At 64.4% G+C, this 25,705-nt stretch carries 21 protein-coding genes; 11 read left to right on the plus strand and 10 right to left on the minus strand.

Annotated features, from left to right (window positions below; genetic code table 11):
• Window positions 1-93 precede the first annotated feature (93 nt).
• The 7 genes from ACZYZ3_RS14215 to ACZYZ3_RS14245 form a co-directional block, all read right to left on the minus strand.
• Complete coding sequence (locus ACZYZ3_RS14215) at window positions 94-1,467, minus strand: L-serine ammonia-lyase (RefSeq protein ID WP_463964458.1); 1,374 nt, start codon at window positions 1,465-1,467, stop codon at window positions 94-96.
• Window positions 1,467-2,102, minus strand: a complete 636-nt coding sequence (locus ACZYZ3_RS14220) for a sarcosine oxidase subunit gamma (RefSeq protein ID WP_463964459.1) — start codon at window positions 2,100-2,102, stop codon at window positions 1,467-1,469. The genes ACZYZ3_RS14215 and ACZYZ3_RS14220 overlap by 1 nt, the downstream gene beginning before the upstream one ends.
• Window positions 2,095-5,073: a 2Fe-2S iron-sulfur cluster-binding protein gene (locus ACZYZ3_RS14225; protein WP_463964460.1), complete on the minus strand. Its 2,979-nt coding sequence runs from the start codon at window positions 5,071-5,073 to the stop codon at window positions 2,095-2,097. Before ACZYZ3_RS14225 ends, ACZYZ3_RS14220 begins: the two co-directional genes overlap by 8 nt.
• Window positions 5,070-5,477: a sarcosine oxidase subunit delta gene (locus tag ACZYZ3_RS14230; protein ID WP_463964461.1), complete on the minus strand. Its 408-nt coding sequence runs from the start codon at window positions 5,475-5,477 to the stop codon at window positions 5,070-5,072. Before ACZYZ3_RS14230 ends, ACZYZ3_RS14225 begins: the two co-directional genes overlap by 4 nt.
• A gap of 14 nt (window positions 5,478-5,491) precedes the next feature.
• Window positions 5,492-6,712 carry a sarcosine oxidase subunit beta family protein gene (locus ACZYZ3_RS14235; protein ID WP_463964462.1) on the minus strand — a complete coding sequence of 407 codons (1,221 nt, stop codon included), beginning with the start codon at window positions 6,710-6,712 and terminating at the stop codon, window positions 5,492-5,494.
• Window positions 6,709-8,007 (minus strand): serine hydroxymethyltransferase, encoded by a 1,299-nt coding sequence (glyA, locus tag ACZYZ3_RS14240; protein ID WP_463964508.1) that lies wholly within the window; start codon window positions 8,005-8,007, stop codon window positions 6,709-6,711. Before glyA ends, ACZYZ3_RS14235 begins: the two co-directional genes overlap by 4 nt.
• Before the next feature lie 207 nt (window positions 8,008-8,214).
• A complete protein-coding gene (locus tag ACZYZ3_RS14245) occupies window positions 8,215-8,898 on the minus strand; it encodes a GntR family transcriptional regulator (protein ID WP_463964463.1) in 684 nt (227 codons plus the stop codon).
• 120 nt (window positions 8,899-9,018) lie between these two features.
• Between ACZYZ3_RS14245 and purU the strand changes: the two genes are divergently transcribed.
• The 4 genes from purU to ACZYZ3_RS14265 all read left to right on the plus strand — a co-directional run bounded on the left by purU (window position 9,019) and on the right by ACZYZ3_RS14265 (window position 14,077).
• Entirely contained in the window at window positions 9,019-9,933 is a 915-nt protein-coding gene (purU, locus tag ACZYZ3_RS14250; protein WP_463964464.1) for a formyltetrahydrofolate deformylase, read from the plus strand.
• A 55-nt stretch (window positions 9,934-9,988) separates the two neighbouring features.
• Window positions 9,989-12,481, plus strand: coding sequence for a GcvT family protein (locus ACZYZ3_RS14255; protein WP_463964465.1), 2,493 nt, complete (start codon window positions 9,989-9,991; stop codon window positions 12,479-12,481).
• Between the two features lie 97 nt (window positions 12,482-12,578).
• Window positions 12,579-13,205 (plus strand): cyclodeaminase/cyclohydrolase family protein, encoded by a 627-nt coding sequence (locus ACZYZ3_RS14260; RefSeq protein ID WP_463964466.1) that lies wholly within the window; start codon window positions 12,579-12,581, stop codon window positions 13,203-13,205.
• Window positions 13,202-14,077 carry a bifunctional 5,10-methylenetetrahydrofolate dehydrogenase/5,10-methenyltetrahydrofolate cyclohydrolase gene (locus ACZYZ3_RS14265; protein ID WP_463964467.1) on the plus strand — a complete coding sequence of 292 codons (876 nt, stop codon included), beginning with the start codon at window positions 13,202-13,204 and terminating at the stop codon, window positions 14,075-14,077. Before ACZYZ3_RS14260 ends, ACZYZ3_RS14265 begins: the two co-directional genes overlap by 4 nt.
• A gap of 85 nt (window positions 14,078-14,162) precedes the next feature.
• On the opposite strand, the gene ACZYZ3_RS14270 is transcribed toward ACZYZ3_RS14265, so the two are convergent.
• Entirely contained in the window at window positions 14,163-14,858 is a 696-nt protein-coding gene (locus tag ACZYZ3_RS14270; RefSeq protein ID WP_463964468.1) for a GntR family transcriptional regulator, read from the minus strand.
• 174 nt (window positions 14,859-15,032) lie between these two features.
• Here ACZYZ3_RS14270 and ACZYZ3_RS14275 point away from each other — a divergent pair, with 174 nt between their 5' ends.
• The 4 genes from ACZYZ3_RS14275 (at window position 15,033) to ACZYZ3_RS14290 (ending at window position 19,073) form a co-directional block, all read left to right on the plus strand.
• Window positions 15,033-15,926 (plus strand): methylenetetrahydrofolate reductase, encoded by an 894-nt coding sequence (locus tag ACZYZ3_RS14275; RefSeq protein WP_463964469.1) that lies wholly within the window; start codon window positions 15,033-15,035, stop codon window positions 15,924-15,926.
• Window positions 15,917-16,075, plus strand: a complete 159-nt coding sequence (locus ACZYZ3_RS14280; protein ID WP_463964511.1) for a hypothetical protein — start codon at window positions 15,917-15,919, stop codon at window positions 16,073-16,075. The genes ACZYZ3_RS14275 and ACZYZ3_RS14280 overlap by 10 nt, the downstream gene beginning before the upstream one ends.
• Before the next feature lie 8 nt (window positions 16,076-16,083).
• Window positions 16,084-16,671 carry a GTP cyclohydrolase I FolE gene (gene folE / locus ACZYZ3_RS14285; protein ID WP_463964509.1) on the plus strand — a complete coding sequence of 196 codons (588 nt, stop codon included), beginning with the start codon at window positions 16,084-16,086 and terminating at the stop codon, window positions 16,669-16,671.
• A gap of 380 nt (window positions 16,672-17,051) precedes the next feature.
• Window positions 17,052-19,073, plus strand: a complete 2,022-nt coding sequence (locus ACZYZ3_RS14290) for a BCCT family transporter (protein ID WP_463964470.1) — start codon at window positions 17,052-17,054, stop codon at window positions 19,071-19,073.
• 234 nt (window positions 19,074-19,307) lie between these two features.
• Here ACZYZ3_RS14290 and ACZYZ3_RS14295 read toward each other — a convergent pair whose 3' ends face one another.
• Entirely contained in the window at window positions 19,308-20,240 is a 933-nt protein-coding gene (locus ACZYZ3_RS14295) for a LysR family transcriptional regulator (RefSeq protein WP_463964471.1), read from the minus strand.
• 160 nt (window positions 20,241-20,400) lie between these two features.
• On the opposite strand from ACZYZ3_RS14295, the gene ACZYZ3_RS14300 reads away from it, so the two are divergent.
• The 3 genes from ACZYZ3_RS14300 to ACZYZ3_RS14310 all read left to right on the plus strand — a co-directional run bounded on the left by ACZYZ3_RS14300 (window position 20,401) and on the right by ACZYZ3_RS14310 (window position 24,499).
• Window positions 20,401-21,705, plus strand: a complete 1,305-nt coding sequence (locus ACZYZ3_RS14300) for an aromatic ring-hydroxylating oxygenase subunit alpha (protein WP_463964472.1) — start codon at window positions 20,401-20,403, stop codon at window positions 21,703-21,705.
• Complete coding sequence (locus ACZYZ3_RS14305; RefSeq protein WP_463964473.1) at window positions 21,702-23,114, plus strand: ferredoxin reductase; 1,413 nt, start codon at window positions 21,702-21,704, stop codon at window positions 23,112-23,114. Before ACZYZ3_RS14300 ends, ACZYZ3_RS14305 begins: the two co-directional genes overlap by 4 nt.
• 215 nt (window positions 23,115-23,329) lie before the next feature.
• Window positions 23,330-24,499, plus strand: a complete 1,170-nt coding sequence (locus tag ACZYZ3_RS14310; RefSeq protein ID WP_463964474.1) for an MFS transporter — start codon at window positions 23,330-23,332, stop codon at window positions 24,497-24,499.
• A gap of 765 nt (window positions 24,500-25,264) precedes the next feature.
• On the opposite strand, the gene ACZYZ3_RS14315 is transcribed toward ACZYZ3_RS14310, so the two are convergent.
• The gene (locus tag ACZYZ3_RS14315; RefSeq protein WP_463964475.1) at window positions 25,265-25,546 is read right to left on the minus strand and encodes a hypothetical protein; all 282 of its coding nucleotides are present in this window, start codon (window positions 25,544-25,546) and stop codon (window positions 25,265-25,267) included.
• Window positions 25,547-25,705: the final 159 nt, after the last annotated feature.

Below are 25,705 nucleotides of genomic sequence, written 5' to 3' on the forward strand. Positions count from 1 at the left end.
AGCCGCGCTTGACGCGGTTGCTGCCGGCGATGTTGACGTGTTCGTATCTGCCTGGGTGCTTGTTCACGCTTGGAGCAACGGGCACTTCAGGGCTCAGCACTCGATGACGTTGACGGCGAGACCCCCGCGGGAGGTTTCCTTGTACTTGGTTTTCATGTCCGCTCCTGTCTCCCGCATGGTTTTGATGGCTTTGTCGAGGGATACTTTGTGGCTGCCGTCCCCGTGCAGGGACAGCCGCGCGGCGTTGATGGCCTTCACGCTGGCGATGGCGTTCCGTTCGATGCAGGGGATCTGCACCAGGCCGCCCACCGGATCGCAGGTCAGCCCGAGGTTGTGTTCGATCCCCACTTCCGCGGCGTTTTCCACCTGCGCGGGGGTGCCGCCGAGGACCTCGCAGAGCCCGGCGGCCGCCATGGAGCATGCCGAGCCCACCTCGCCCTGGCAGCCCACTTCGGCTCCGGAGATGGAGGCGTTGATCTTGAAGAGGATTCCGACGGCGGCCGCCGCAAGGAGGAACCGGACCACGCCGTCGTCGTTGGCGCCGGGAACAAACTTCACGTAGTAGTGCAGGACGGCGGGGACGATTCCCGCCGCGCCGTTGGTGGGTGCGGTGACGATGCGCCCGCCCGCGGCGTTTTCCTCGTTGACGGCGAGGGCGAAGAGGTTCACCCATTCCATGGCCCGCAGCGGATCGGTGACGCCTGTGTCCGCGGTCAGGGTCTGGAATAACGACGGCGCCCGGCGCCTGACGTTCAGTCCGCCGGGAAGGATCCCTTCCGCGGCGCAGCCGTTGTCCACGCATTCGCGCATGACTGCCCAGAGTGCCAGCAGCTTCTCACGGAGTTCCGCTTCGCTGCGCCAGACGAGTTCGTTGGCGAGCATGACGTCGGAGATGGACATGTCCTCGCGCTTGCAGATCTCCAGGAGTTGGTCGGCGGTGGTGAACGGGAAGGGGAGGACTGTAGCGTCGGCCACCACGCGGTCGCCGGCGTCGGCGTCGCCGTCCACCACAAAGCCGCCGCCGATGGAGTAGAAGCTCCGTTCGCTCAGGACGGCCCCGCCGTGGTCGAGGGCCCGGAAGGTCATGCCGTTGGGGTGGGCTGGGAGGGACTTGCGCCGGTGCAGCACCACGTCCTCGTCCCAGTTGAAATCCACCCGGTGGTCCCCGCACACCCACAGTTCCGCGTCAAGGGCTGCGGCGGCCACCTGGTCATCAGCCGTGGCGGTGTCCACGGTTTCCGGGTCCAGCCCTGTGAAGCCCAGGACCACTGCCTTGTCCGAGCCATGGCCCCGCCCGGTCGCACCGAGGGAACCGAACAACTCAGCCTGGACGCGTTTGGTGGCGCTCAGGTGGCCGTCGCCCTTGAGTCCGTCGGCGAACAGCTTTGCCGCCCGCATCGGGCCGACCGTGTGTGACGACGAGGGCCCGATGCCAACGGAAAAGAGATCCAGGACGCTAAGCGCCATCAGGGGACCTCCGGCGAGTCGTACTCGCGCATTGCATCGAGGAGCCACCGGCCCAGGAACTCCGCGAAGGAGGCGCGTGGGAAGAGCCGGAAGCTTTCCTCCCCGGTTTTCTCAAGGACCACCGGGATGTTGCCCACCTCGGTGTTCAGGGCTGTTCCCGCGGTGAAGCTGCGGGGGTGCAGGTCAAGGGCGCAGCCCTTTTCCAGAACGGCCCGGGCCTGCGGGCCTGAGAGCTCGAACGTGGTGCGGTTCGCGGAGAGGTCCACCACCTGGCCCGGGGCGTCGCCCAGTGCTTCCACGAGGAATCCGATGAGGTTGCCGCCCAGGGAATCGTGGGCAGCTTCCGGTGCCACCACCAGGAACTCGGACGGTCCAAGCCAGAGGACGCTGATGCCGTCCGTGCCGGTCACTTCGCCGCAGCGCACCGGCAGTCCGCCGGTCACGGCGGCGATCCGGGATCCTTCCTCGGAGCGGGGGTCCACGCGGACTCCGACCATGGTCTGGAACGGGCCTTCGGTGAGGACGACCTTGCCCGGTACGGAGCCGGCCGCCAGCGCGTCGGTCAGGTGGGAGGCGGGGCTGCGGCGGATGTCCTGGAGTCCATTGATGCCTGTCAGTGCTGCTGTCTTAGCCATCTTTGCGGGTCCCTTCGGGGTCAAAAAGTACGGTTTCTGCGATAACGACATCAACCAGCTGGTCGCCGGCGGCGGCCACGAGGGTCTCGCCGATGCGGTTGCGGCCATTCTTGATCAGTGCCAGCCCAAAGGAACGTCCCAGCGCGGCGCTGTGGTAGCTCGAGGTCACGAATCCCTGCATGGGGACCGGGCCGTCGGCGGGGTTCGTGGCAATCCCCTTTTCCACCAGCTGGGTGCCTTCGGGCAGCCGGATTGTGCCGTCCACGGGAAGGACGCTGACCAGGTGCTTCCGGTCGGTGCGGCCGGCGTCCTTGCGGGCGTAGGAGCGCTTGCCGATGAAGTCCTTGGCTTTGGACACGACCCATTCCATGCCGGCGTCCTGCGGCGTGACAGTCCCGTCGGTGTCCTGCCCGACGATCGGGTAGCCCTTTTCGGCGCGGAGCACGTGCATGGTTTCGGTGCCGTAGGGGGTGATATTGAATTCGGCCCCTGCGGCGGCCACGGCCTCCCAGGTGTTCAGCCCGTACCAGGACGGGATGTTGATTTCGTAGGCCAGTTCGCCGGAGAACGAGATCCGGCAGACCCGGGCCTGCACGCCGGAGGCGAGGGTGGTTTCGCGGAAGGTCATGAACGGGAACGCCTCGGCGTCGAGACCGCCGTCGGCGGCCAGTTCCGGTGCCAGCTTTGCGAGAACGGCGCGGGATTTGGGCCCGACGACGGCAATGGTGGACCACTGTTCGGTGACGGAGGTGCAGTGCACGTCCAGTTCAGGCCATTCGGTCTGCAGCCATTCCTCCAGCCAGTCGAGCACCTTGGCGGCGCCGCCGGTGGTGGTGGTCATGAAGTAGCGGTCCTCGTCGAGACGCAGGGTCACGCCGTCGTCGAAAATCATGCCGTCTGCCATGCACATCACGCCGTACCGGGCGGAACCCGGGGCGAGTTTTTTGAAGGCGTTGGTGTAGATCCGGTTGAGGAACTCACCGGCGTCCTTGCCGCGGATTTCGATCTTGCCCAGCGTGGTGGCGTCCATGAAGCCCACGGAGTCGCGGACGGCGGCGCACTCGCGGAGGACCGCGGCGTCCATGTCCTCCCCCGCCTGCGGGTAGTACCAGGGGCGCTTCCACTGCCCGACGTCCTCGAACAGGGCACCCTGGGCGACGTGCCAGGGGTGGATGGAGGTGACGCGGGCGGGGTCGAACAGTTCGCCGCGCTGGCGTCCGGCGAGTGCCGCGAACGCCACCGGGGTGAACGGAGCCCGGTAGGTGGTGGTGCCGATGTCGCCGATTCCGCGCGAGGCTTCCCCTGCCTGGCGGAGCGCAGCGGCGATGACGCCGATCGCGTTCACCCCAGAGGTTTTGCCCTGGTCGTTGGCGGTGCTGATGGAGGTGTAGCGCTTGATGTGTTCCACGGACCGCAACCCGGCTCCGGTGGAGCGCAGCACGTCGGCCACGGACTGGTCACGCTGGAAGTCCACGAAGTGGTGGTGCCAGTCATCCGGCGTGCCTTCCTGGCCCGGGACCAGCCACAGCTGCCGGGTCGGGGCGGAAGCCTTCGGCTCCGAAAAGACCAGCGGATCGACGACTGCGCCAGCATTTTCAGGGCTGAAGCCTGCGGCGATGGCGGCCGACGCTCCGGCGGAGATGCCCTCGGCCAGGCAGTCCTCGAGTTCGAAGCTGCCGCGGCCGGAGCCGATGGTCTGCTGGTTCGGGACCACGGTGCTCGGCACGAAAGCGGCGAGCTCGTCGTCCCAGCGCAGCTTGCCCTGGCGCTGGGAGTGGAGGTGGACCAGCGGGCTCCAGCCACCGGAAACGGCCAGCAGATCGCAGGGGACCTCTTCGATGCCGGAGGTGAGTTCGCCGTCGTCGTTGATGCTGCGGACCGTGACGGCGTTGAGCCGGCCGTCGCCGGAGTCCGAGGCTGTTCCTGTTCCGTCGGCGGTGGCGGCCACGGCGCTGCCGATCAGCACCCGGGTGCCTGCTTCGACGGCGGCCGCAGCAACGTCCGTGAACTTGGCACGGGCATCGACGACTGCGGCGACCTTGACGCCGGCGGCCTGCAGGTCCGCCGCCAGCGCGTAGGCGCTGTCATTGGTGGTGCTGATGAGAACGCGCTGCCCGGCCGCGACGGCGTACCGGTTGAGATAAGTGCGGACGGCCGAGGCGAGCATGATGCCGGGGCGGTCGTTGTTCTCGAACACCAACGGGCGTTCGTGGGCGCCGGGAGCAACCACCACCTGGTTGGCGCGCACGTGCCAGATCCGCTGCCGGGACACGCCGGGCGCTGCGGGGCTGGACAGGTGGTCGGTGCGGTTCTGGACGGCGATGACGTAGTTGGCGTCGTAGGCGCCGAAGGCGGTGGTGCGGTTCAGGACGGTGCACTCGGCAGCGGAAACCAATTCGGCTTCAACGTCCGCCACCCACTCCAGGGCCGGCTCGCCTTCAATGGTCTCGACCAGACCGGGAGCCGTGGACCCTGACAGGAGCGACCCTCCCAACTCGGGCTGGTCGTCCATCAGGATGACCCGGGCGCCGGTGCGTACGGCCTCGCGGGCCGCGGCCAGGCCCGCGGGGCCGCCGCCGATCACCAGGACGTCGGTGTGGACGTACTTCTTGTCGTACTCGGCGCGGTCCTCCTCCGGATCCAGCTTGCCCAGTCCGTTGAGCAGTTCGGCTTTCAGGCCGTCCACCAGGGTGACCGTAGTGGCGGGGAGCATGGACTCGGCCACGTCGCCGGGGAAGCGCGCAGCAATCTTGACCATGGCGTTGGATTCCTCCACGCCGGCGGACATGATGCCCCGGGCCCGGTCCTCGTAGAGGGAGTTGCCGGCGGCGATGCGGCCGTTGGCGAGCAGGGCCGAGGCGAGGGTGTCGCCCGGGTGGCCGGTGAATTCCTCGCCGTCCACGGTGAAACGCCAGGAGATGGTGCGGTCGATGCGTCCGCCTACGTCGAGGCGGGCGTTCTGGGAAGTCACTTGGTTGCTCCTTCCGGGGCGGTGGCGCTGGCGGGGGCTGTGCTTGTGCCGGTGATGTCCGGAGCCGCGGTCCCGGTGGTGGTGCTGTCCGGGGCGGTGCTGGCGGTGCCGGACTCAGGTGCCGGGCCGGCTTTGTCCGGACGGGCGGCGCCCATGGGGTAGACAGCCTGGATCTCGTAGGTGACCGTGTCGCGGAGCATGTTGAACCACTGGCGGCAGCCGGTGCTGTGGAGCCAGCGTTCGGCGAAGGCCCCCTTGGTGTTGTCGCGGTAGAACAGGTACTCGGCCCATTCGCGGTCGTTCAGTTCGTTAGGGTTCTCCGGATAGGCCACGTGGGCCTGGCCGCCGTAGTGAAACTCGGTCTCGTCGCGGGAGCCGCAGTTGGGGCATGAAATGAGGAGCATGTCCGGACTCTCTTCTAGTGGGCCACGGCGGCGGCGCCGTGTTCGTCGATCAGCGCGCCCGTTTCGAACCGCTCCAGCGCAAACGGCTTGTTCAGTTCGTGCGGCGTTCCCGTGGCGATGGTGTGAGCAAAGGTGAGGCCCGCGGCCGGGGTGCCCTTGAAACCGCCGGTGCCCCAGCCGCAGTTGACGAACATGTTCTCCACCGGGGTGGTGCCCACGATGGGCGAGGCGTCCAGGGTGGTGTCCACGATCCCGCCCCAGGTCCGGAGCACGTGGGCCCGGGCGAAGATCGGGAAAAGCTCGACGGCGGCTGCCATCTGGTGCTCGATCACGTGGAAGGAACCGCGCTGGCCGTAGCCGTTATAGGAGTCCACGCCGGCGCCCATGACCAGTTCGCCCTTGTGCGCCTGGGAGACGTAGACGTGCACGTGGTTGGACATGACCACGGTCGGGTGGACCGGCTCGTGGAGTTCGGACACCAGTGCCTGGAGCGGGTGGGACTGGATGGGCAGCCGGAACCCGGCCATTTCCGCCAGGACCGAGCTGTGCCCGGCCGCGCAGAGGCCGACCTTTTCGGTGTTGATGGTGCCGCGGTTGGTCTTGACGCCCACCACCTTGTTTCCGTCCTTGACGAAGCCGGTGACTTCGCAGTTCTGGATGATGTCCACGCCGAGTTCGTCGCATTTGCGGGCGAACGCCCAGGCGACGTGGTCGTGCTTGGCGATGCCGGCGCGCGGCTGGTAGGTCGCGCCCATTACGGGGTAGCGGATGTTGTCGTTGATGTTCAGGATGGGGCAGAGTTCCTTGACCTGCTGCGGGTCCAGCCACTCGGCGTCCACGCCGTTGAGCTTGTTGGCCCCGACCCGGCGCATGCTCTCGCGGACGTCGCCGAGGGTGTGGGCGAGGTTCATCACGCCGCGCTGGCTGAACAGGAAATCGTACTCGAGCTCCTCCGGCAGGATTTCCCAGAGCTTCAGCGCATGCTCGTAGATGGCCGCGCTCTCGTCCCAGAGGTAGTTGGAGCGGATAATCGTGGTGTTCCGGGCCATGTTGCCGCCGGCGAGCCAGCCTTTTTCCAGGACGGCGATGTTGGTCATGCCGTGGTTCTTGGCCAGGAAGTAAGCGGTGGCGAGGCCATGCCCGCCGCCGCCCACAATTACGGCGTCGTAGCTCTTCTTGGGGTCCGGGTTGCGCCAGAGGAATTCCGGGTGTTCCGGAAGCAGATCGGCCATCATGCCACCTCGGTCACGTCAGAGGAGAGGTTGGGGTAGAGGGGGAACTTTCCGGCCAGGATTTCAACCCGCTGCCGGAGTTCCGCCACGGTCTCGTCGCTGAACTCGCGCTTGAGTGCTGCGGCGATAATGTCCGCGACCTCGGTGAATTCTGCCTTCCCGAAGCCACGCGTGGCCAGTGCCGGCGTGCCGATCCGAAGACCGGACGAGACCATCGGCGGACGCGGGTCGAAGGGCACGGCGTTGCGGTTGACCGTGATGCCGATCCGGTGCAGGCGGTCTTCGCCCTGCTGGCCGTCCAGTTCCGAATTGCGCAGATCCACCAGGACTAGGTGCACGTCCGTGCCACCGCTGACTACGGTCACGCCGGACTCTGCAACGTCGGCGGACAGCATGCGTTCTGCGATGATGCGGGCGCCTTCCAGGGTGCGTTCCTGGCGGTCGCGGAACGACGGCTCAGCAGCGAGCTTGAACGCAACAGCCTTCGCGGCAATGACGTGCTCCAGCGGGCCACCCTGCTGTCCGGGGAACACCGCGGAGTTGACCTTCTTGGCGATGCCGGCGTCGTTGGTCAGGATCACACCACCGCGCGGGCCGCCCAGGGTCTTGTGGGTGGTGCTCGTGACGATGTGGGCGTGAGGCACGGGGTTGGGGTGAAGCCCCGCGGCCACCAGGCCTGCGAAATGCGCCATGTCCACCATCAGGTAGGCACCTACCAGGTCCGCGATACGGCGGAACTCGGCGAAGTCCAGCTGCCGGGAGTAAGCGGACCAGCCGGCGACGATCAGCTTCGGCTTGTTCTCGACCGCCAGGCGCTCGACTTCAGCCATGTCAATCAGCATGGTGTCCTCGGCGACTCCATACGGGACCACTTTGTAGAGCTTGCCGGAGAAATTGATTCGCATCCCGTGTGTCAAGTGGCCACCGTGTGCGAGGTTCAGCCCCAGGATGGTGTCGCCGGGCTGGATGAGGGCGAACATCGCCGCTGCATTGGCCTGGGCGCCGGAGTGGGGCTGGACATTAGCGAATTCAGCGCCGAAGAGGGACTTGAGGCGGTCGATGGCCAGCTGCTCGACCACGTCGACGTGCTCGCAGCCGCCGTAGTAGCGCTTGCCGGGGTAGCCCTCGGCATACTTGTTGGTCAGCACAGATCCCTGGGCTTCCATGACGGCAGTCGGCGCAAAGTTTTCGGAGGCGATCATCTCCAGCGTGCCCTGCTGGCGCAGCAATTCCTGGTGCACAGCGGCGTGGATCTGGGAATCGGTCTCTGCGAGCGAGCGGGTCAGAACATCGACCATCATGTCTCCTAGTCTCTCTAATATCCTGTTGATATATTAGTTCAGTGACTCAAGTATGCTATCGGGGCCGGCGGGTGTCAACAGATTTCCCGACCGGCCTGGCCGGCGGGGCTGGGGGCCACGCAGCGGACCAAGGCGCCCCGGAACGAGCTAAAGCGCCGCCCATTTCCGGGCTGCGCTTTAGCTTCGTGGCCGGCGGCGCCCGCGTCAGGCGGCGAAAAGAGCTTCGCGTACCGCGTGCTCGAAGCCACTGACGTGGATCCGTGCGAGTTCAGCGGCGCCCGCCTCATCTCCGTCGATAACGGCACGGAGCAGGTCCACATGCTCATGGACGTGCCGGGACAGGTCGGGCAGGCGATCCAGGACCATGCACCAGATTCGTGTTGCAAGATTGTCGTAGCGGATCAGGACATCTTCAAGGTGGGGATTGCCGGCGGCCGCATAGATGCCCCGGTGCACGCTGGCGTCCAGCCGCAGTGTCTCGACGACGGACGCTGCGCCCGCGTCGAATGCCTCAACGGCGCGCATAACATCGCGCAGTTGCGCCCTGGCAGACGCCGTGGCCACGCGCGCAGCCCGGGACGCGGCAAGGGGTTCAAGCTGCGCACGGATTTCGGAAATGAACGCAAGGTCAGTAACCTCCACGCGCGTCGCGAAAGTTCCCCTCCGCGGGTAGGACACAACAAGGCGATCGAGCTCCAGCCGCTTCAAGGCTTCGCGCACCGGCGTCCGCCCCACGCCAAGGTCCTTGGCGAGCTGGTCATCATTAAGGAGATCGCCGGGTTTGATGTCCAGCATCAACAGCCGGTCACGAATGCTTTCATAGGCCACATCCGCCAGCGACCTCCTTGCGGCATCATCACCAGCACGCACTAAGGCTTCGACAGCCATCCGTGGACCCCTTTCAATTCCAGTGAGAAGGCTATTGACCTCCCCCAATGACCAGTATACGCTGGAGATCAAACCTAATATATCAGTAACAATTCTAAGAATATATCTAAAGGCGGAGACATGACGCTAATGGCGACAGACTCATCTACCAGCACGCTGCCCCAGTCGGAGGTTCTTGCGGAAGAGCCGATGAAGAAGTTCGTTCTCACATTGTCGTGCGTCGAACGCGCAGGCATCGTCCAAGCGGTCACCACGTTCCTCTTTGAGCGTGGCTTCAACATCGAGGAACACCAGCAGTTCGATGACGGCCTCCGCGAGACTTTGCATCTGCGCACGGCATTCTCGGGCCCCTCTGCCCACACCCCCGACGGGCTCGAGGAAGAATTCCGTTCGATCGCTGACCGCTTCGACATGAAATTCAGCTTTCATGACGAGACGAAGCAGCGCCTCCTCGTAATGGTGTCGAAGTTCGGCCACTGCCTGAACGACTTGCTGTTTCGTTGGCGGGGCGGAAGCCTCGGGGGCGACATCGCCCTTGTGGTTTCCAACCATGAAACCCACCGGGCCATGGCCGAGGCCGCCGGCGTCCCCTTCATCTACCTCCCGGTGACCCCCGAGACCAAGGCAGATGCCGAGCGGCGCCTGCTGGAATTGGTGGACGAGCACAACATCGACCTCGTCGTACTCGCCCGGTACATGCAGGTACTGTCCGACGACCTTTGCCGCTCTTTGGCAGGCCGGGCCATCAACATCCACCATTCCTTCCTCCCGGGCTTTAAGGGTGCGCGCCCTTACCACCAGGCCTACGATCGTGGCGTCAAGCTGGTGGGCGCCACGGCCCACTACGTCACCGCGGAACTGGATGAGGGGCCAATCATCGAACAGGAAGTCATCAGGGTCGACCACAGCTACGGACCGAGCGCCCTTTCAACGGTTGGCCAGGACGCGGAGGCACTGGCACTGTCCCGCGCCGTGCGCTGGCACTGCCAACACCGTGTGCTGCTGGATCGGACCAGCACCGTCGTGTTCCGGTAAGTAGAAACCACCAAACCCGCAGAGACAACACACGAATATCAGCAGGAGAAACCACATGGCATCGACGCCAAGCATTGTCATCATCGGAGCCGGAATCGTCGGCACGAACCTGGCCGATGAACTGGTCACCCGGGGTTGGAACAACATCACCGTCCTGGACCAAGGGCCGCTGAACATGCCCGGGGGCTCCACCTCCCACGCCCCGGGCCTTGTCTTCCAGACGAACCCCTCAAAGTCCATGGCGCTCTTCGCCAAGTACACGGTGGAAAAGCTATTGTCCTTGACCGAGGACGGCGTCAACTGCTTCAACCAGGTCGGCGGCCTCGAGGTCGCAACCACAGAGACCCGTCTCGCGGACCTGAAGCGGAAGCTCGGATACGCAGCATCGTATGGAATTAACGGCAAGATGCTTTCGCGTGAAGAGTGCATGGAGCTCTACCCGCTCCTGAACGAGGAGGACGTCCTGGGTGGACTCCATGTCCCCAGCGACGGCCTGGCCAACGCCGCCCGCGCCGTTCAGCTGCTGATCAAACGTACCGAAGCCGCCGGCGTCAAGTACCGGGGCAACACCACGGTCACCGGTATTGAACAGTCCGGCCGGCGCGTCACGGGCGTCCAGACGTCCGACGGTGTTATCCCCGCGGACATCGTGGTCTCCTGCGCAGGCTTCTGGGGGGCGAAGATCGGCGAAATGATCGGCATGTCCGTCCCCCTCCTGCCCTTGGCCCACCAGTACGTCAAGACCACACCGGTGCCGGCATTGAAAGGCAAGAACGACCTGCCCAACGGGGCTTCCTTGCCCATCCTGCGACACCAGGACCAGGACCTTTACTACCGCGAGCACGGCGAACGCTACGGCATCGGCTCCTACGCCCACCGCCCCATGCCCGTGGACCTTGACGAACTCGGCACCTTTGAACCCGCCGCGATCAGCGAACACAACATGCCCTCCCGGCTCGATTTCACCCTGGAAGACTTCCTCCCGGCATGGGAAGCCACCAAACGGATCCTGCCCGCGCTGCGGGAAAGCGACATCGAGGATGGCTTCAACGGCATCTTCTCCTTCACCCCCGACGGCGGATCCCTGGTGGGCGAGTCCAAGGAGCTGGACGGCTTCTTCGTCGCCGAAGCCGTGTGGGTCACCCACTCTGCCGGTATCGCCCGCGCCGTTGCCGAACTGCTGACCACCGGCAGGTCGGAGATCGATCTGGGTGATTGCGATATTCATCGCTTTGAAGAGGTCCAGCTGACCCCGGAGTACGTCAGCGAAACGTCCCAGCAGAATTTCGTCGAAATCTACGACGTCCTCCACCCACTCCAGTCCAAGCTCTCCCCCCGCAACCTCCGCGTGAGCCCGTTCCACGCCCGCCACAAGCAGTTGGGCGGATTCTTCCTGGAGGGCGGCGGATGGGAACGCCCGTACTGGTTCGAAGCTAACGCGGAGCTGCTGAAGGAAATGCCGGACAGCTGGCTGCCACCGGCCCGCGACGCCTGGTCGGGGATGTTCAGCTCGCCGATTGCCGCCGCTGAAGCCTGGAAGACCCGCACGGCGGTGGCCATGTACGACATGACTCCGCTCAAGCGCCTCGAGGTCTCCGGCCCGGGAGCACTGAAGCTGCTGCAGGAACTCACCACCGCGGACATGGCAAAGAAGCCCGGCGCAGTCACCTATACCCTCCTGCTGGACCACGCCGGCGGCATCCGAAGCGACATCACCGTGGCCCGGCTGAGCGAAGACACCTTCCAGCTCGGAGCCAACGGAAACATCGACACTGCCTACTTTGATAGGGCAGCCCGCCATCAAACTGAAAACGGCAACGCCAGCGACTGGGTACAGGTGCGCGACACGACGGGCGGCACGTGCTGCATTGGCCTCTGGGGCCCCCTCGCCCGGGACCTGATCAGCACCGTCAGCACCGACGATTTCAGCAACGACGGTCTCCGTTACTTCCGCGCCAAGGAGGTAGTCATCGGCGGCGTCAACGTCACGGCCATGCGCCTGTCCTACGTCGGCGAGCTGGGCTGGGAACTCTACACAAGCGCAGACAATGGGCAGCGCCTCTGGGATGCGCTGTGGAAGGCCGGCCAGCCTCACGGTGTCATCGCGGCAGGCCGTGCAGCGTTCGGCGCGCTGCGTCTTGAAAAGGGTTACCGCTCCTGGGGCACGGACATGACCACCGAGCACGATCCCCTGGAAGCCGGTTTGGGATTCGCCGTGAAGATGGCCAAAGAATCCTTCGTCGGAAAGAAAGCGTTGGAAGGCCGTACCGAGGAAAACGCCGCACGGCACCTGCGCTGCCTGACGGTCGACGACGGCCGGAGCATCGTCCTGGGCAAGGAACCGGTCTTTTACAAGGACCAGGCGGTCGGCTACGTCACCAGCGCCGCCTACGGCTACACCGTCGCCAAACCGATCGCCTACGCGTACCTCCCGGCCGGTGTCTCCGTGGGCGACTCCGTTGAGATCGAGTACTTCGGCCGGCGCATCCAGGCCACGGTCACTGCAGATCCGCTGTACGACCCCACGATGACCAGGCTCCGGGGTTAACACCCCGCCGGACCATTCAAGGCAGCGGCCCGGACCCATCCCCTCGAACCAGGGTCCGGGCCGCAGCCTTCCATGGCTCTCATACTCAGGAAGACACATGATCAGTTCAGAAACAATCAATGGCTACCTCGCCAGCCTTGCCTCACGCGAGCCCACCCCCGGCGGCGGCGCCGTCGCAGCCATCCACGCCGCCCAGGGGGCGGCACTCGTCGCCATGGTTGGCAGGTACACCACCGGCCCGAAATACGACCAGCACGCCGAACTCGTTCACAGGATCATCAGCGCTGCGGACGGACTGGTGGCCGAGGCGCTGCGGCTGGCTGACGCTGACCAACATGCGTTCCAGGGCGTCATCGCTTCGTACAAACTTCCGGCCGGGACGGACGACCTCAAGGCCGCACGAACGGAAGCCATCCACGGCGCCCTCGTCCTGGCCGCGCAAACCCCCGCACAACTCATCAAGCTAGCCGGCGCCGTCGTGGATCTTGCCACGGAACTTTTCGAGGTCGCGAACGCCAATGTGATCAGCGACATCGCTGCTGCCGCAGACGCAGCCCGCGCGGCTGCCAGCACCGCCCGTGTCAACATCGACATCAACGTGGTGGCCATCAAAGACGCCGCCGCCCGTTCACGGCTGGCTGGCCAGACCGACGGCATCGAGGAAAAAGTCATCTTGGCAGCAGACTCCCTCGTGGGGCGCGTGCGCGGAAGGATCCTCGGTTGAGCACCGTACTCCTCTCCGGCAAAACACTGGCAAAGACCATCCAGCAGAAAGCCCATGATGAGGCGCAGGACCTTGCAACCGACGGGCTACGGCCCACGCTCGCGGTCGTTGTGGCCACAGACGACGGCTCGACGCATTGGTATGTCCGGTCCATCGAACGGGCCGCGGAGAAGGCGGGCATCAATTGCCGGGTCGTGGACCTCGGCCAGGGTGCCAGCGGACGCGCCTTGGCCGCCGTCCTGAAGGATCTCAGCGCCGATCTTTCAGTGAACGGCATCATCCTCCAGACGCCTCTGCCTCCCGGCGTCCAGACGGATGAGCTGGTCGGGCACATTGCCCCGGAGAAGGACATAGACGGCGCGAACCCGTTAAGCCTGGGGCGGCTGGCTGTCGGCCAGCCCGCGTTCGCGCCTGCCACTGCCCGCGCCGTAATCGAGATCCTTGACCACTTCGACATCCCGCTGGCTGGCCGGAACGTCGTCGTCATTGGCCGTTCCGCCGTCGTGGGAAAGCCGCTGTCCCTGCTGTTGCTGGAACGCGACGCCGCGGTTACTGTCTGCCACTCCAGGTCAGGGCCGCTGGAGAAATACACCAAGACCGCTGACGTCGTGGTCGTCGCCGCCGGGCGCACCGGCCTGCTGACCGGCGACCACGTTTCTTCAGCGACCACAGTGATCGACGTCGGCACCAACGTCCTTCCCGACGGTTCCCTCGTGGGGGATGTCGACGCAGCCAGCGTGGGCGGCGTCGCCGCGGCGCTGACCCCTGTCCCCGGCGGCGTGGGCTCCGTCACCACGTCACTGCTTCTCCTGCACACAACCGAGGCCGCCCGGAAACAGTCGCGTGATCTAGCTCTGGAAGCAGCCGGGTAATCCACGGTAGACGCACTTGCCAGCCCTGGAACCCGTTGTCGTTGCCGCCCCCTGAAGCGCCGCTGCCTCCGCGGCCGGTTGCCGTCTACAGCGCAGCCCTGATGAGCTTCTCGAAATCGGTGACGTGCTGGGCGGTCAACCGCGCAGCGGCTTCGGAGTCCCCAGCCGCGATGCATTCGAGAAGCTCAATATGCTGGGCAATATGCTCGGACACCGGCGGGAGCTTTTCCAGCACCAGACTCCAAATCCGGGTTGCCAGATTGTCGTAACGAATCAGGACATCCTGTAGGTGCCGGCTTCCTGTGGCGCGATAGATCGTCCGGTGTACCCGCATGTCCAGGCGCATGAGGTCCTGCTGCGACTGCATCCCTGGCAGCAGCTGCTCTACTTCCCGTGCAAAGTCCCTCAGCTCCTGCCGAAGCTTCGGCGACGCCATCCGCGCAGCCCGCGCGGCTGCGGCAGGCTCCAGAAGGTGGCGAATCTCGGAGATTTCAGCCAGATCCTTGATGTCCACGCCCGCGGCGAACGTTCCGCGCCGCGGATAGGCCACCACCAAATGGTCGCTCTCAAGCCGCTTCATGGCTTCGCGGATTGGCGTCCGGCCCACACCGAGACGCTTGGAGATTACTTCATCGTTGAGGGGCTCCCCCGGCTTGATGTCCAGAACGATCAATTCATCGCACAAGATCCTGTAGGCGAAGTCGGCAAAGGATTCGTCATCTTGCCGCTGCGGCACCGAGGAACCCCCCGCCTCCACCGGTAATCCGCCAGCGTTTGCCATTTTCAAGACTCCTCCCGATGCGTCCGAGCCTTGACGCCCCGGCTCTCAGTACATAGTATTCCAACAACTGATATATCAATACGTCAGCCTAAGAATGTCAAGGGCTACATGCCATCCAATTGATAAGCCCCCGACTGCACGGGCTTTGCAACCCCTACGCCACGAAGGAGAGCCATGGGCAACGAAGCTGCTGCAAGGGTGCGGCTGGAAGTTGTTCCTTCAGCCGATCTGCTCACGGCGCTCCCCCCGGTATTTGATCCTCCGGGCTCCGTAAGTGTGACGTGCCTTCCGCACCACGGTCCTGAACGCACCGTAGAAACTTCCACGCGCCTGGCGCGCCTAGGGTACCACGCGGTTCCCCACTTGGCCGCCCGCAGCATCACCAGCGAGGCCCAACTGCATTCCCTGTTGCTGGAGTTGCATGGGGCGGGAGTCTCCGAGCTGTTTCTCGTGGCCGGTGACCGCCGTACGCCCGCGGGTCCCTACTGCTGGAGCGGACAGCTCCTGGAGGCTGTTAAAGCGTATTCGGCTGATTTTTCAGTAGGGATTGCCGGCTACCCCGAAGGCCACCCCCACCTGGGCCAGGACAAGCTCCTAAGCAGCCTCGAGATCAAGGCGCCGATGGCGTCATCCCTGGTCACCCAGATGTGCTTTTCTGCCGAGGCGATCAGCAACTACCTTCGGACGATCCGCAAGAACGGCGTCGAACTCCCTGTGTGGGTTGGGGTGCCCGGGCCGGTCTCAGTCAAAAAGCTGGTGTCCATGGGAGCACGCCTCGGTGTCGGCCGTTCGCTCAAGCTCGCCCGCAGTTCAGGCATGGCAGGCGCCCTCTGGCAGCGAGGGGACTTGATGAACTATGACAGCGGCCGACTGATTCACGAAGTTCACCAAGAGCTGGCGGGTGATCCGCTCTTTGCCGGTTTCCACGTCTACACGTTCAACGACCTGGGCCGCTTGCCCGGCCTCCTGGGCAGCCTGCCAGGACTGCCTGAGGCCACCACAAAGCCACCGAGCAAACCCGGCCCCTGTTTCCTGCCCGGATCTGAAGGGAAGATCGCATGGCTTTAAAAGCCCCGTTGCACTCGACACCGAAGGGCTGTGCGGCCGCGTACTACCCGGAGACCAACGTGCTCGTGCCGCTCGATTCCGTAGCTGACACCAGCGGTACACCGACATCCAAGTCCGTCATCGTGCGGCTGGAACGGGCCGAAGCGTGAGCGCCGACATGGCGACGGCAACAGCGTCCAAAGGCGTGGACGGGCCGCGGGTTGAGCAGGCCGTCCGCGAATATCTGCTTGCGATCGGAGAGGATCCGGACAGGCCCGGGCTCGTGGATACCCCCGCGCGGGTGGCCCGGGCGGCTGCGGAAATATATGGCGGGCTTCATGAGGACCCCCTGGCCGTGCTGGATAAGACCTTTGACCTTGGGCACGGAGAAATGGTCATCGTCAAGGACATCCCCTTCTACTCCACCTGCGAGCACCACCTGGTGCCGTTCCACGGCGTGGCCCACGTTGGCTACATCCCATCGGCCGAGGGTCTGGTCACGGGACTGAGCAAGCTGGCCCGGCTCGTCGATGTCTTTGCACGCAGGCCCCAGGTCCAAGAACGGCTGACAACCCAGGTCGCTGATGCGCTGGCCAGCTCGCTGCGGCCCCTGGGGGCCATTGCGGTCGTTGAGTGCGAGCACCTCTGCATGTCGATGCGGGGTGTCCGCAAGCCCGGGGCCAAGACCATCACTTCAGCCGTCCGCGGGGAGCTCCGTCTGCCGGCGGCCCGGGCTGAGGCGCTCAGCCTGATACACGGCCGCTAAGAAATCTCTGGACACACACCCAGTCCTGCCATACGATGTAACTGATATATCTTTAGTGGTAATCAAAACATATCAACCTATCAGTACTAATTGCGATTTCTGAGTAATGCGGAACGATCCCGTCCTTACCCCTTGCCGCGACCTTATTCACCTGAATTCACCTGAAAATAAGGTGCTCCAATGCACAAGGTCCGCCCACTCTGTAACTCGCTTCGGGGAGGCGCTACGGCAAACTGCCGGTACACACCCACGAAGTGCAAATCGTCGACGGCAACATCATGACCATCAGACCGGACGAAGCCCCCAACCTCCGGCCGGCCTGACTCCCGAGGGCCATGCTTGACCTCCGGCCCGTGCCTCACCGAGCAAAGGACCCGCTCATGGCTTTTAATAGTGACCTAAAATCCCATACACCCGAAGAGTTACCTGCTGACAACGGGGTGGCAAAGGCTCTGCGTAATGAAGAACCTGGAAATGGGGAGAATAGTGAAGCAGTCAGTAGTCTCTCCGGCGAAGTAGACAGAAACTCCCCTGTCCTCGATCCGGAGGAGGGAGGCACACCTCCCCTACCGGACGTCGAGTACGAGCAAATCCTCGAAGAGCTGCGTCATGCCAAGACCGAGCAAGTAGTTGCGGATCGCCGGAACCACAAGCTCGTTCTCGACAAGGTCACGTTCGGTATCACAGGCGTCATCGCCATTGCCTTTGTTATCTGGGGCTTCGTGGGACGCGACAGCCTGTCCGACACTTCCACGGGTGCCCTCAACTGGGTTATGGAGTACACCGGGTGGCTCTTCATGCTCATGGCCTCGCTCTTCGTGATCTTCGTCCTGTGGCTGGCCCTGGGCAAGTTCGGCAACATCCCGCTGGGCAAGGATGGCGAAAAGCCCGAATTCCGTACTGTCTCCTGGGTTGCGATGATGTTCGCGGCCGGCATGGGCATCGGGCTGATGTTCTACGGCGTGGCCGAACCGCTCTACCACTACATCTCTCCCCCGCCCGGCACTGTGGACGGACGGACCCCCGAAGCCATCCAGACTGCCATGGCCACCTCGATCTTCCACTGGACCCTGCACCCCTGGGCCATGTATGCAGTTGTCGGCATCGCAATGGCCTACGGGACCTACCGCTTGGGTCGCAGGCAACTGATCTCTGTCGCCTTCACGTCGATCTTCGGCGTTAGGACGGTCGAAGGGCCAACCGGGAAGTTCATTAACATCCTGGCCATTTTCGCCACGTTGTTTGGTACCGCCGCATCGTTGGGCCTGGGCGCTCTGCAGATTGGCAGCGGCATGACCTCCAACGGCTGGTTTGGCGAAATTGGCACGCCCGTGCTCGTTGCGATCGTCGCCGTCCTGACCCTGTGCTTCGTCGCTTCGGCCGTCTCCGGCATCAGCCGCGGCATCCAGTGGCTCTCCAACATCAACATGGTCCTGGCCGTCGTCCTTGCACTGATCGTTTTCGTCGCTGGCCCCACGCTTTTCATCCTTAACCTGGTCCCCTCCGCCGTCGGCGACTACGCCCGTGATCTGGCCGAGATGTCGTCCCGGACCGAAGCGGTCGGCGATGAGTCACTGCGTAGCTGGATGAGCAGCTGGACCATCTTCTACTGGGCCTGGTGGATCTCATGGACCCCGTTCGTGGGCCTCTTCATCGCCCGCATCAGCCGTGGCCGCACCATCCGCCAGTTCGTCACCGGTGTGCTGCTGGTGCCCAGCGTCGTCAGCGTGATCTGGTTTGCCGTCTTCGGAGGCGCCGCCTTCCAGATCCAGCAGGAAGCCGACAAGGCCAACACCCCCGGCCTGGTCACCATGGTCAACGGGGCACCGTCCGTCAACTTCGACGGAGCGCTCTTCGACCTGATCAAGAACCTGAGCATGCCTGATTGGGCTACCACTGCCGTTATCTTGCTGGCCATGATTCTGGTCGCTATTTTCTTTATCACTGGCGCCGACGCTGCCTCAATCGTGATGGGATCGCTCAGCTCCAATGGCGCCGAGCACCCTCGCCGCGGAGTGGTCATCTTCTGGGGCTGCCTCACCGGCGCCGTGGCGGCGGTCATGCTGCTGGCCGGCGGCGATAAACCATCGGAAGCCTTGGCTGGCCTGCAACGGATCACCATCGTGGCAGCGCTACCGTTCGTCATCGTCATGATGTTGCTCTGCTTTGCCCTCACCAAGGACCTGCGTCGCGATCCCCTCTCCTTGCGGCGTCGCCTGGCTACATCCGTAGTGGAGCGGGCCATACGCACTGGTGTGGAACAACACGGCGGCGTGCAGTTCGACCTCGTCACAAAACACGACTGCGCCGATAAGTGCCCCGACTCGGACTGTCGGGGAGGGACTCCCACGGGGAGCATCCCCTCCGTAGAGCCCCGGCATCCGGATCCGGACAGTAAATAGCTCCTCAACTAGCAACCCACCTCGGCGGCACGCGGCCTGTTACGGCACGTGCCGCCGAGGCACGCATAGCAAATAACAATCCCCGGGGCCCGGACAGCAGGCTCGCATGGCGAGCTCGCGCACTGAGTTGCGGAAGGAAAGTCACAGCTGGCGGATGATGGAGCGCTGCGCCGGCTGCAAGTAATCAGTCAGGAGTCCAGCCAGCAGGCCCGCCAGAATCGCGGCCATGCGATTTCAGAGATCGTCTTCGGGTCGGGCGGTGAGGATCCGATTGGCGCTGACCTGCAGGATGCCGAGCGACTCCTGGATCAGGGGCGACGCGACGCTGCCCCTGCGCACCGCGGCGACAATGCGGCGCACGGGCTTCCCCTTGCCAGTAAGGCGCAGTCGAACCACGTTTTCAGCACTACGCAGGGGCGCCAGTCGCGGCAGCAGGCCCACGCCCAGCCCCGCACCAACGAAGGCGATCTGGGTTTCCCATTCAACGGCCTCATGGGCAATCCGCGGTGTCACCCCGACTGCCGTGAACGCCGCGGTGAATAGGGAATGGTAGGTGGAACCGGCGGCCTCGGTGATCCAGGGTTCCGACGCCAGCTCTTCGAGCGTCACCGATTCCCGCGATGCCAACAGATGGTCGGAGGGAATGATCACGTCCAGGGGATCGTCGAGCAGAACGGTCTGCTCGAAGCGCGGATCGTCCTCAAGATAGGTGTCGGACTGCATGGCGACGATGACCGCGAGGTCGATTCGCTCGGCGACCAACAAGTCGAAGCAGCGGGCCGGATCTGCCTCGAGTACCTGCACTTCCAGCAGGGGGCGTGTTGAGCGCAGGGTGGCGGCCAGCGGTGCGAGTAACTGGGCGGCCGCCGTGGAGAATCCGCCGAGGCCAAATCGGGACTGCACCTGGTCGCCGGCCTCCATGGCCGCGGCGCGCAGGCTCTCCCATTCCGCAATGAGGGTGTCCGAACCCGCCACGAGAAAGCGCCCCGTGGCGGTCAGCCGCACACCCCGGCCGTCCTTCGTCAGCAGCTGCATTCCAAGCACGCGCTGGAGCTCCCGCAATTGCGCGGAGACGGCGGAGGGAGAATAACCCGTGAGCTCCGCAGTTGCGCCAACGGTGCCGCACCGGGCAAACACCCGAAGTGTTCTGAGCCGGGGATCGATCATGCACCCATTGTGCACTATTATCTCCTAAATCTTGCGCTTTTGTTGCAGATCAATCGTCCCTAATCTCATGACTACAACGTTTTCGACAACGCCGGATGCACCCACCAACCCGTGGTCGCCACGATTCGCACACTTACCCAGCCCTTCCGGGAGGAAACACATGTCTGCTCCAGTGAACGTGCCGCTCAATTCACGCGGAAAACTCGCTTCATCAGTGCCTGCCGAGCAGCTGGCGGAAATCACCGAGTTGTTCGATTTCCGGCGCGTGGGATATTCCCTCGATGCGCCCTTCTACACCGATCCGACGATTTTCAACATCGACATGCAGGCCATTTTTGGCCAGCACTGGATCTTTGCCGCCAGCATCGCCGAGCTCCCGGAGCCGGGCGACTACGTCACCGTCGACTACGGTCCCTACTCCCTGATCGTGCTGCGCAACGACGACGGCGGCGTGAACGTCCTCCACAACGTGTGCCGCCACCGCGGCGCCCGGGTCCTGACCGAACCCGCGGGGACAACGGGGAACCTGGTCTGCGGCTACCACTCCTGGACCTACTCCCCCAATGGCGATCTCATCCATGCCTCGGCGCCGGGGGAAAAGAAGTTCGACAAGGGCTGCTTCGGCCTCAAGCGCGCCCACAGCCGCGTGTTCGCCGGACTCATCTTCGTCTGCATTGCGGACGAACCGCCGACGGACTTCGACGAAACCGGAAAGATCTTCGAGCCTTACCTCGCGCCCCACGATCTGTCGAAGACGAAAATCGCCTACCAGCAGAACATCATCGAGGAGGGCAACTGGAAGCTCGTCATGGAGAACAACCGTGAGTGCTACCACTGCGACGGCCACCCGGAACTCGCCTGTTCCCTCTTTCCCACCTGGGGCCTGACGGAGGGCCTGATCCCGCCCCATCTCGAGGAGGTATGGGACCGCAACAAGGAAGCACAGTCCTCGCTTGAGGACCGTTGCCGCCGCTATGGCCTTCCCTATGAGATCGTCGAGGAGCTCGACACCCGCATAGCTGGAATCCGCATCTCACGAGACTCGCTCGACGGTGACGGCGAATCGTTCTCGCCCGATGGGCGCAGGCTCTCCAAAAAGCTGCTCGGCGACTTGCGGGACTTCCGCCTTGGCCGCTGCTCGATGCACCTGCAGCCCAACAGCTGGTTCCATTTCCTCGGGGACCACGTCATCACATTCGCCGTCTTCCCTGTCAACGAACACCAGACACTGGTGCGCACCACCTGGCTGGTGGCTGACGACGCCGAGGAAGGCGTCGACTACGACCTGGAGAAACTCACCCACACCTGGAAGCAGACCAATCTGCAGGACAAGGCGTTCGTGGAGCTGTGCCAGAAGGGCGCCAGCAGCCCCGCTTACGAGCCCGGCCCGTACATGAAGAGCGAATACCAGGTCGAGGCGTTCATCAACTGGTATGTGCAGCGCGTGCAGGAGCACTTGGCATGATTGAACTCCGCACCGTCACGGCAATCCAGGAACCACAGCGCATCCGCGGTCTTGAGATGCCGTGGAACAGGGTGATGGGCAGCACCGAGGGACCCGCCAGTGCCGCCCGCGCGCTGGGTCCCTGGCATCCGCAGGAGTTCATGGCCGAATGTGTCGAGACCATTCCCGAGGTGGGCGGCATGATGACCTTCGTGTTCCGCCGCTCCGACGGCGCGCCCCTGGCGTTCCGTCCGGGGCAGTACGTGAACGTCGCCTTTCCCGTCAACGGCGACGACCAGGACGCGGTGGACCGCAGCTACTCTCTATCCAGCTCCCCCACCAAGCCGTGGACCTTCGACATCACCGTCAAGTGTGACCCCACAGGACTGGTCTCGCCGTGGGTGCACGAGAACGTCAAACCCGGCACCGTCCTGGAGATGCTCGGACCGGTCGGGGCATTCCACCTTCCCGACGCCGACCGGCGGGCACGCTACCTCTTGCTGGCCGCCGGCGCAGGCATCACCCCCATCATGTCGATGTTGCGGACCATCCACTCCCTGCCCGGACAGGCCGATGTCGTGGTGCTCTACCACGGAGCGACGGCCGGAGGCTTTGCCTTCCACCAGGAGTTGGCCTACATCGCCACCGTGGACTCACGGATCAAGGTCTTCTACTCCCTGGGCGACCGCAGCCAACCCGAGGGATGGGAAGGACTCACCGGAAGGCTGACGGCGGCCATGCTCGACGAGGTTGCCCCCGATGCTAACGGCCGCCAGGTCTATGCCTGCGGCCCCGAGGGTTACCTCAACACCGCCACCGAGCTCCTCGAGAAGGTCGGCGTCGACGACACCTCCATCCACATGGAATTCTTCTCGGGAGACCGCCAGACTCTCCTCGAATACCAGGCGGAACTCGCGCTTGCAGTGGACATCGCGGAGGAAATCGCCGAGGAAATCGCTGATTCCGCCGAGGACTACTACGAAAGCCAACCCGACGCGTTCGGGCTCTACGAGCCAGGCTACGACGCCGAGGGAACCCTGAAGGCCACGGGGCTGCCGCTGGAAACCTCCGACCCGGACGCGCCCTGTCCCGCCCCCGACGGCAGTCCGGACGTGGGTCCGGAGACCGGGGCCCCCGATCCCTCGAGCTTCGACACGGTCGGAACGGGAAGCCTCACCCTGTCCTTCATGCGCACCGGCATCAATGTACGCATCGACCCCGCCGAACACATCCTCGGGGTGGCCCAGCGTGCAGGCGTCAGGATCGGCGCAAACTGCAAGGAAGGCATGTGCGGCTCCTGCAAGGTCGTCAAGCTTTCCGGGGAGGTCGAGATGAACCACCAGGGCGGGATCCGGGCGCGGGAAATCGATGCAGGCAAGTTCCTGCCCTGCTGCTCCACCGCGCGGACCGATTTGGTAATCGATGCCTAGCAGCTTCCAGTTGCTCTCGGCCGGACAGCATCAGGGATAGTTTTCACGGCAAGAATACAAGTGCGGGAATGCCACGCTTGGCGTTTCGCTTGGCTTATGGATCCACGGACTCCCCCAACCACCCGGAGAAGCTGCGTTGCTTACCCGGAGTCTCGAAGGGCGGGAATGCATCGGGCAGGCGCACGAGGCTACTGCGCCCAATTGAGGAGGAGTTTATGAAGCTTTCAGCGGGCGGTCGAATCGGTCTGGCCGGAGCAGCGGTAGTCGGAGTCGCCTTCGGCATGGCCCGCTACGCCTATGGTCTGACGCTGCCGAACATCCGGGAGGACCTGGGGCTGTCCGAGCTGGGGCTCGGCATCATCGCCAGCACAACGTTCGCGGGCTACTTGGCTGGATTGCTGTTGGCAGGGCCACTCGCTGCCCGGCACGGTTCACGTGCTCCGACGACCGTGGGCGGAGCCAGCGGCGTTCTGGGCGCGGTGATCGTGACATTCGCGCAGTCCCCGGGACTGCTCGCCGCCGGCGTCGTCCTGGCCGGCAGCGCCGGCGGCTGGGTCTGGGCGCCCTACTCGGACATCGTGACCCGCGCAGTGCCCTTGCGGCAGCAGCCCAGAGCGTTGGCGATCATCACGACCGGCACCAGCGGTGGACTGGTGCTGCTGGGCGGGCTGGCCGTCCTGGCGGTACTGGGCTCCTGGCGACTGGTCTGGGTCGGCATCGCCCTGGCCGCGGCGGCCGCCGCACTCGTGAACCTGCGCCTGGTGCCGAAAACCAGGCCAGCCCGACGCCCGCACAACCAGGGCGGCGCCCCCTCATTGGCTGCAGCGCTGCGGGCCCCGGGCGCCTACTCAGTGGTCTACTTCGCGGTCGTCGTCATCTACTTCACCTACGCCGCCGACGTCCTCGACAGCGGCACCCTCCCAGCGGCAGCCGTCCCGGCGCTCTACGCGGCCATTGGCCTTTGCGGCCTGGTAGGCGTGGCGACCGGGACCTTCGCGCAACGGATGGGCAGCTCGCGGGTTGCCGGACTGTGCCTTGGAGCGGTCGGCGTAGCACTGGCGCTGCTCGGGTTGGCCAGCGATTCCCTGACCGCTACGGCGGTCTCAGCATGCATCTTCGGCGTGGGTTACATGACAGGATCTGCGGTTCTCGCGATTTGGACCGCCGAACTGGTGCCCGAGCGCGCAGGCGAAGCGTTCACGGCCTGCCTAATCGCGGGGGCCCTCAGCTCGGTCGCAGCCCCTGCCCTTGCCGGCGCGGTGATCCCCGGGTTGGGTCTGGGGCCGCTGCTGATCTTCACCGCCGTGGCGTCACTGCTCAGCGGGATAGCGCTGATGTTGCGCGGGTCCTCGCAAAGGGCCGCCGTTGGTGAACCCATACCGTGAACACATGAACACTGTTCGTCCTCGATGCGCACCCTCTGTATTGTAATGGGCCAGAAATAACCTGACCACGATTGGCATGGCAATACATGCGGGCAGTCGCTCGTTGACCCGCTAGACCATCGGACTCGAAAGTCCCTGTTGCACCCTCGGCGAGAGGATTGCACCTGGCCCGGTGCCAATGGCGGCCGGTAAGCATGGCTCATGTTGAATATGCTCGCTACCCTCGGCCGAATACGAACCCGGGGTCATCTTCGAACAAATCAATTCCGGGACTCCCCTGGGGATCACGATTCCAGTGGTCCTAGGAGCGGCTGGAGCGATATACCTTCGAGTGCGACGTAACCGATACAAGCCTCAACATTCCGTGGGCGCTGAATAGCATCGGTACAGCTTGGTTCAGGCCCCTCGTCACCGTACGGCACGACCCGGACTTCACCGAAGTCCACCTCGGATTCAGCGGCCGGCCATGCTCCTGGCGGACGAACACCTTCCACTTTGCGGCCAGGCTCTGGGCACGTGGGCGGAGCGGAGCCCCGGACCTTTACGAGATGCCGGCCTTTGCCATGTCACAGCTGATATTCAGTCGTCCGCAGCGACGTTGTCTTCCGGTTTTAGCCGTCATCACTCATTTTCTCGGCCATAGAATCATGGCGACGAGCATCCGCGATGCCGCGCACCACGCGTGCAGTGCGCGGCCATCGAGTGGAGACTCTTATGGCCATCTCCCGATACTTCTTCTCGAGTCCGCGCTCCTGGGCTCCCCCATCAAAAACTCCTCGACTGGTAACCCACTTTATTAAACTTGCCGATGTGCAGTCCTGCGTCGAGCCGTGCGTTACCGATGTTATCGAGGATCTCTCGGACCGGTTCCGCGGGCCAGACGTCGTCGGCGCCGACGGGGCTTGACGCGAGGATTTGGCCGATCTGCTCATCGCCGATCGCAGCGCGCTTGGTGTCGGAGAAGGCGAGCCGGGCGCCGCGCGCCCAGGCAGTCAGGTGAGAGCCATCGATAGTGCCGTCTTCGGCGAGGCCTGGAAGAGTATGCAAGTTGTGAAGAACGCTGAAGGACACAGGAGCAGATGCTTTCTTCTGTGCCGTGAGCGACCGTTTGGGTCAGCCCTCCGCGGCGCTCTACCGCGCGCTGGGAACGGAACCAAGCGACTTCGAGAGCATGATCAACGCCCTATTCCGTGGCGAGCTCATGAT

This window comes from Pseudarthrobacter linnaei (assembly GCF_055412825.1).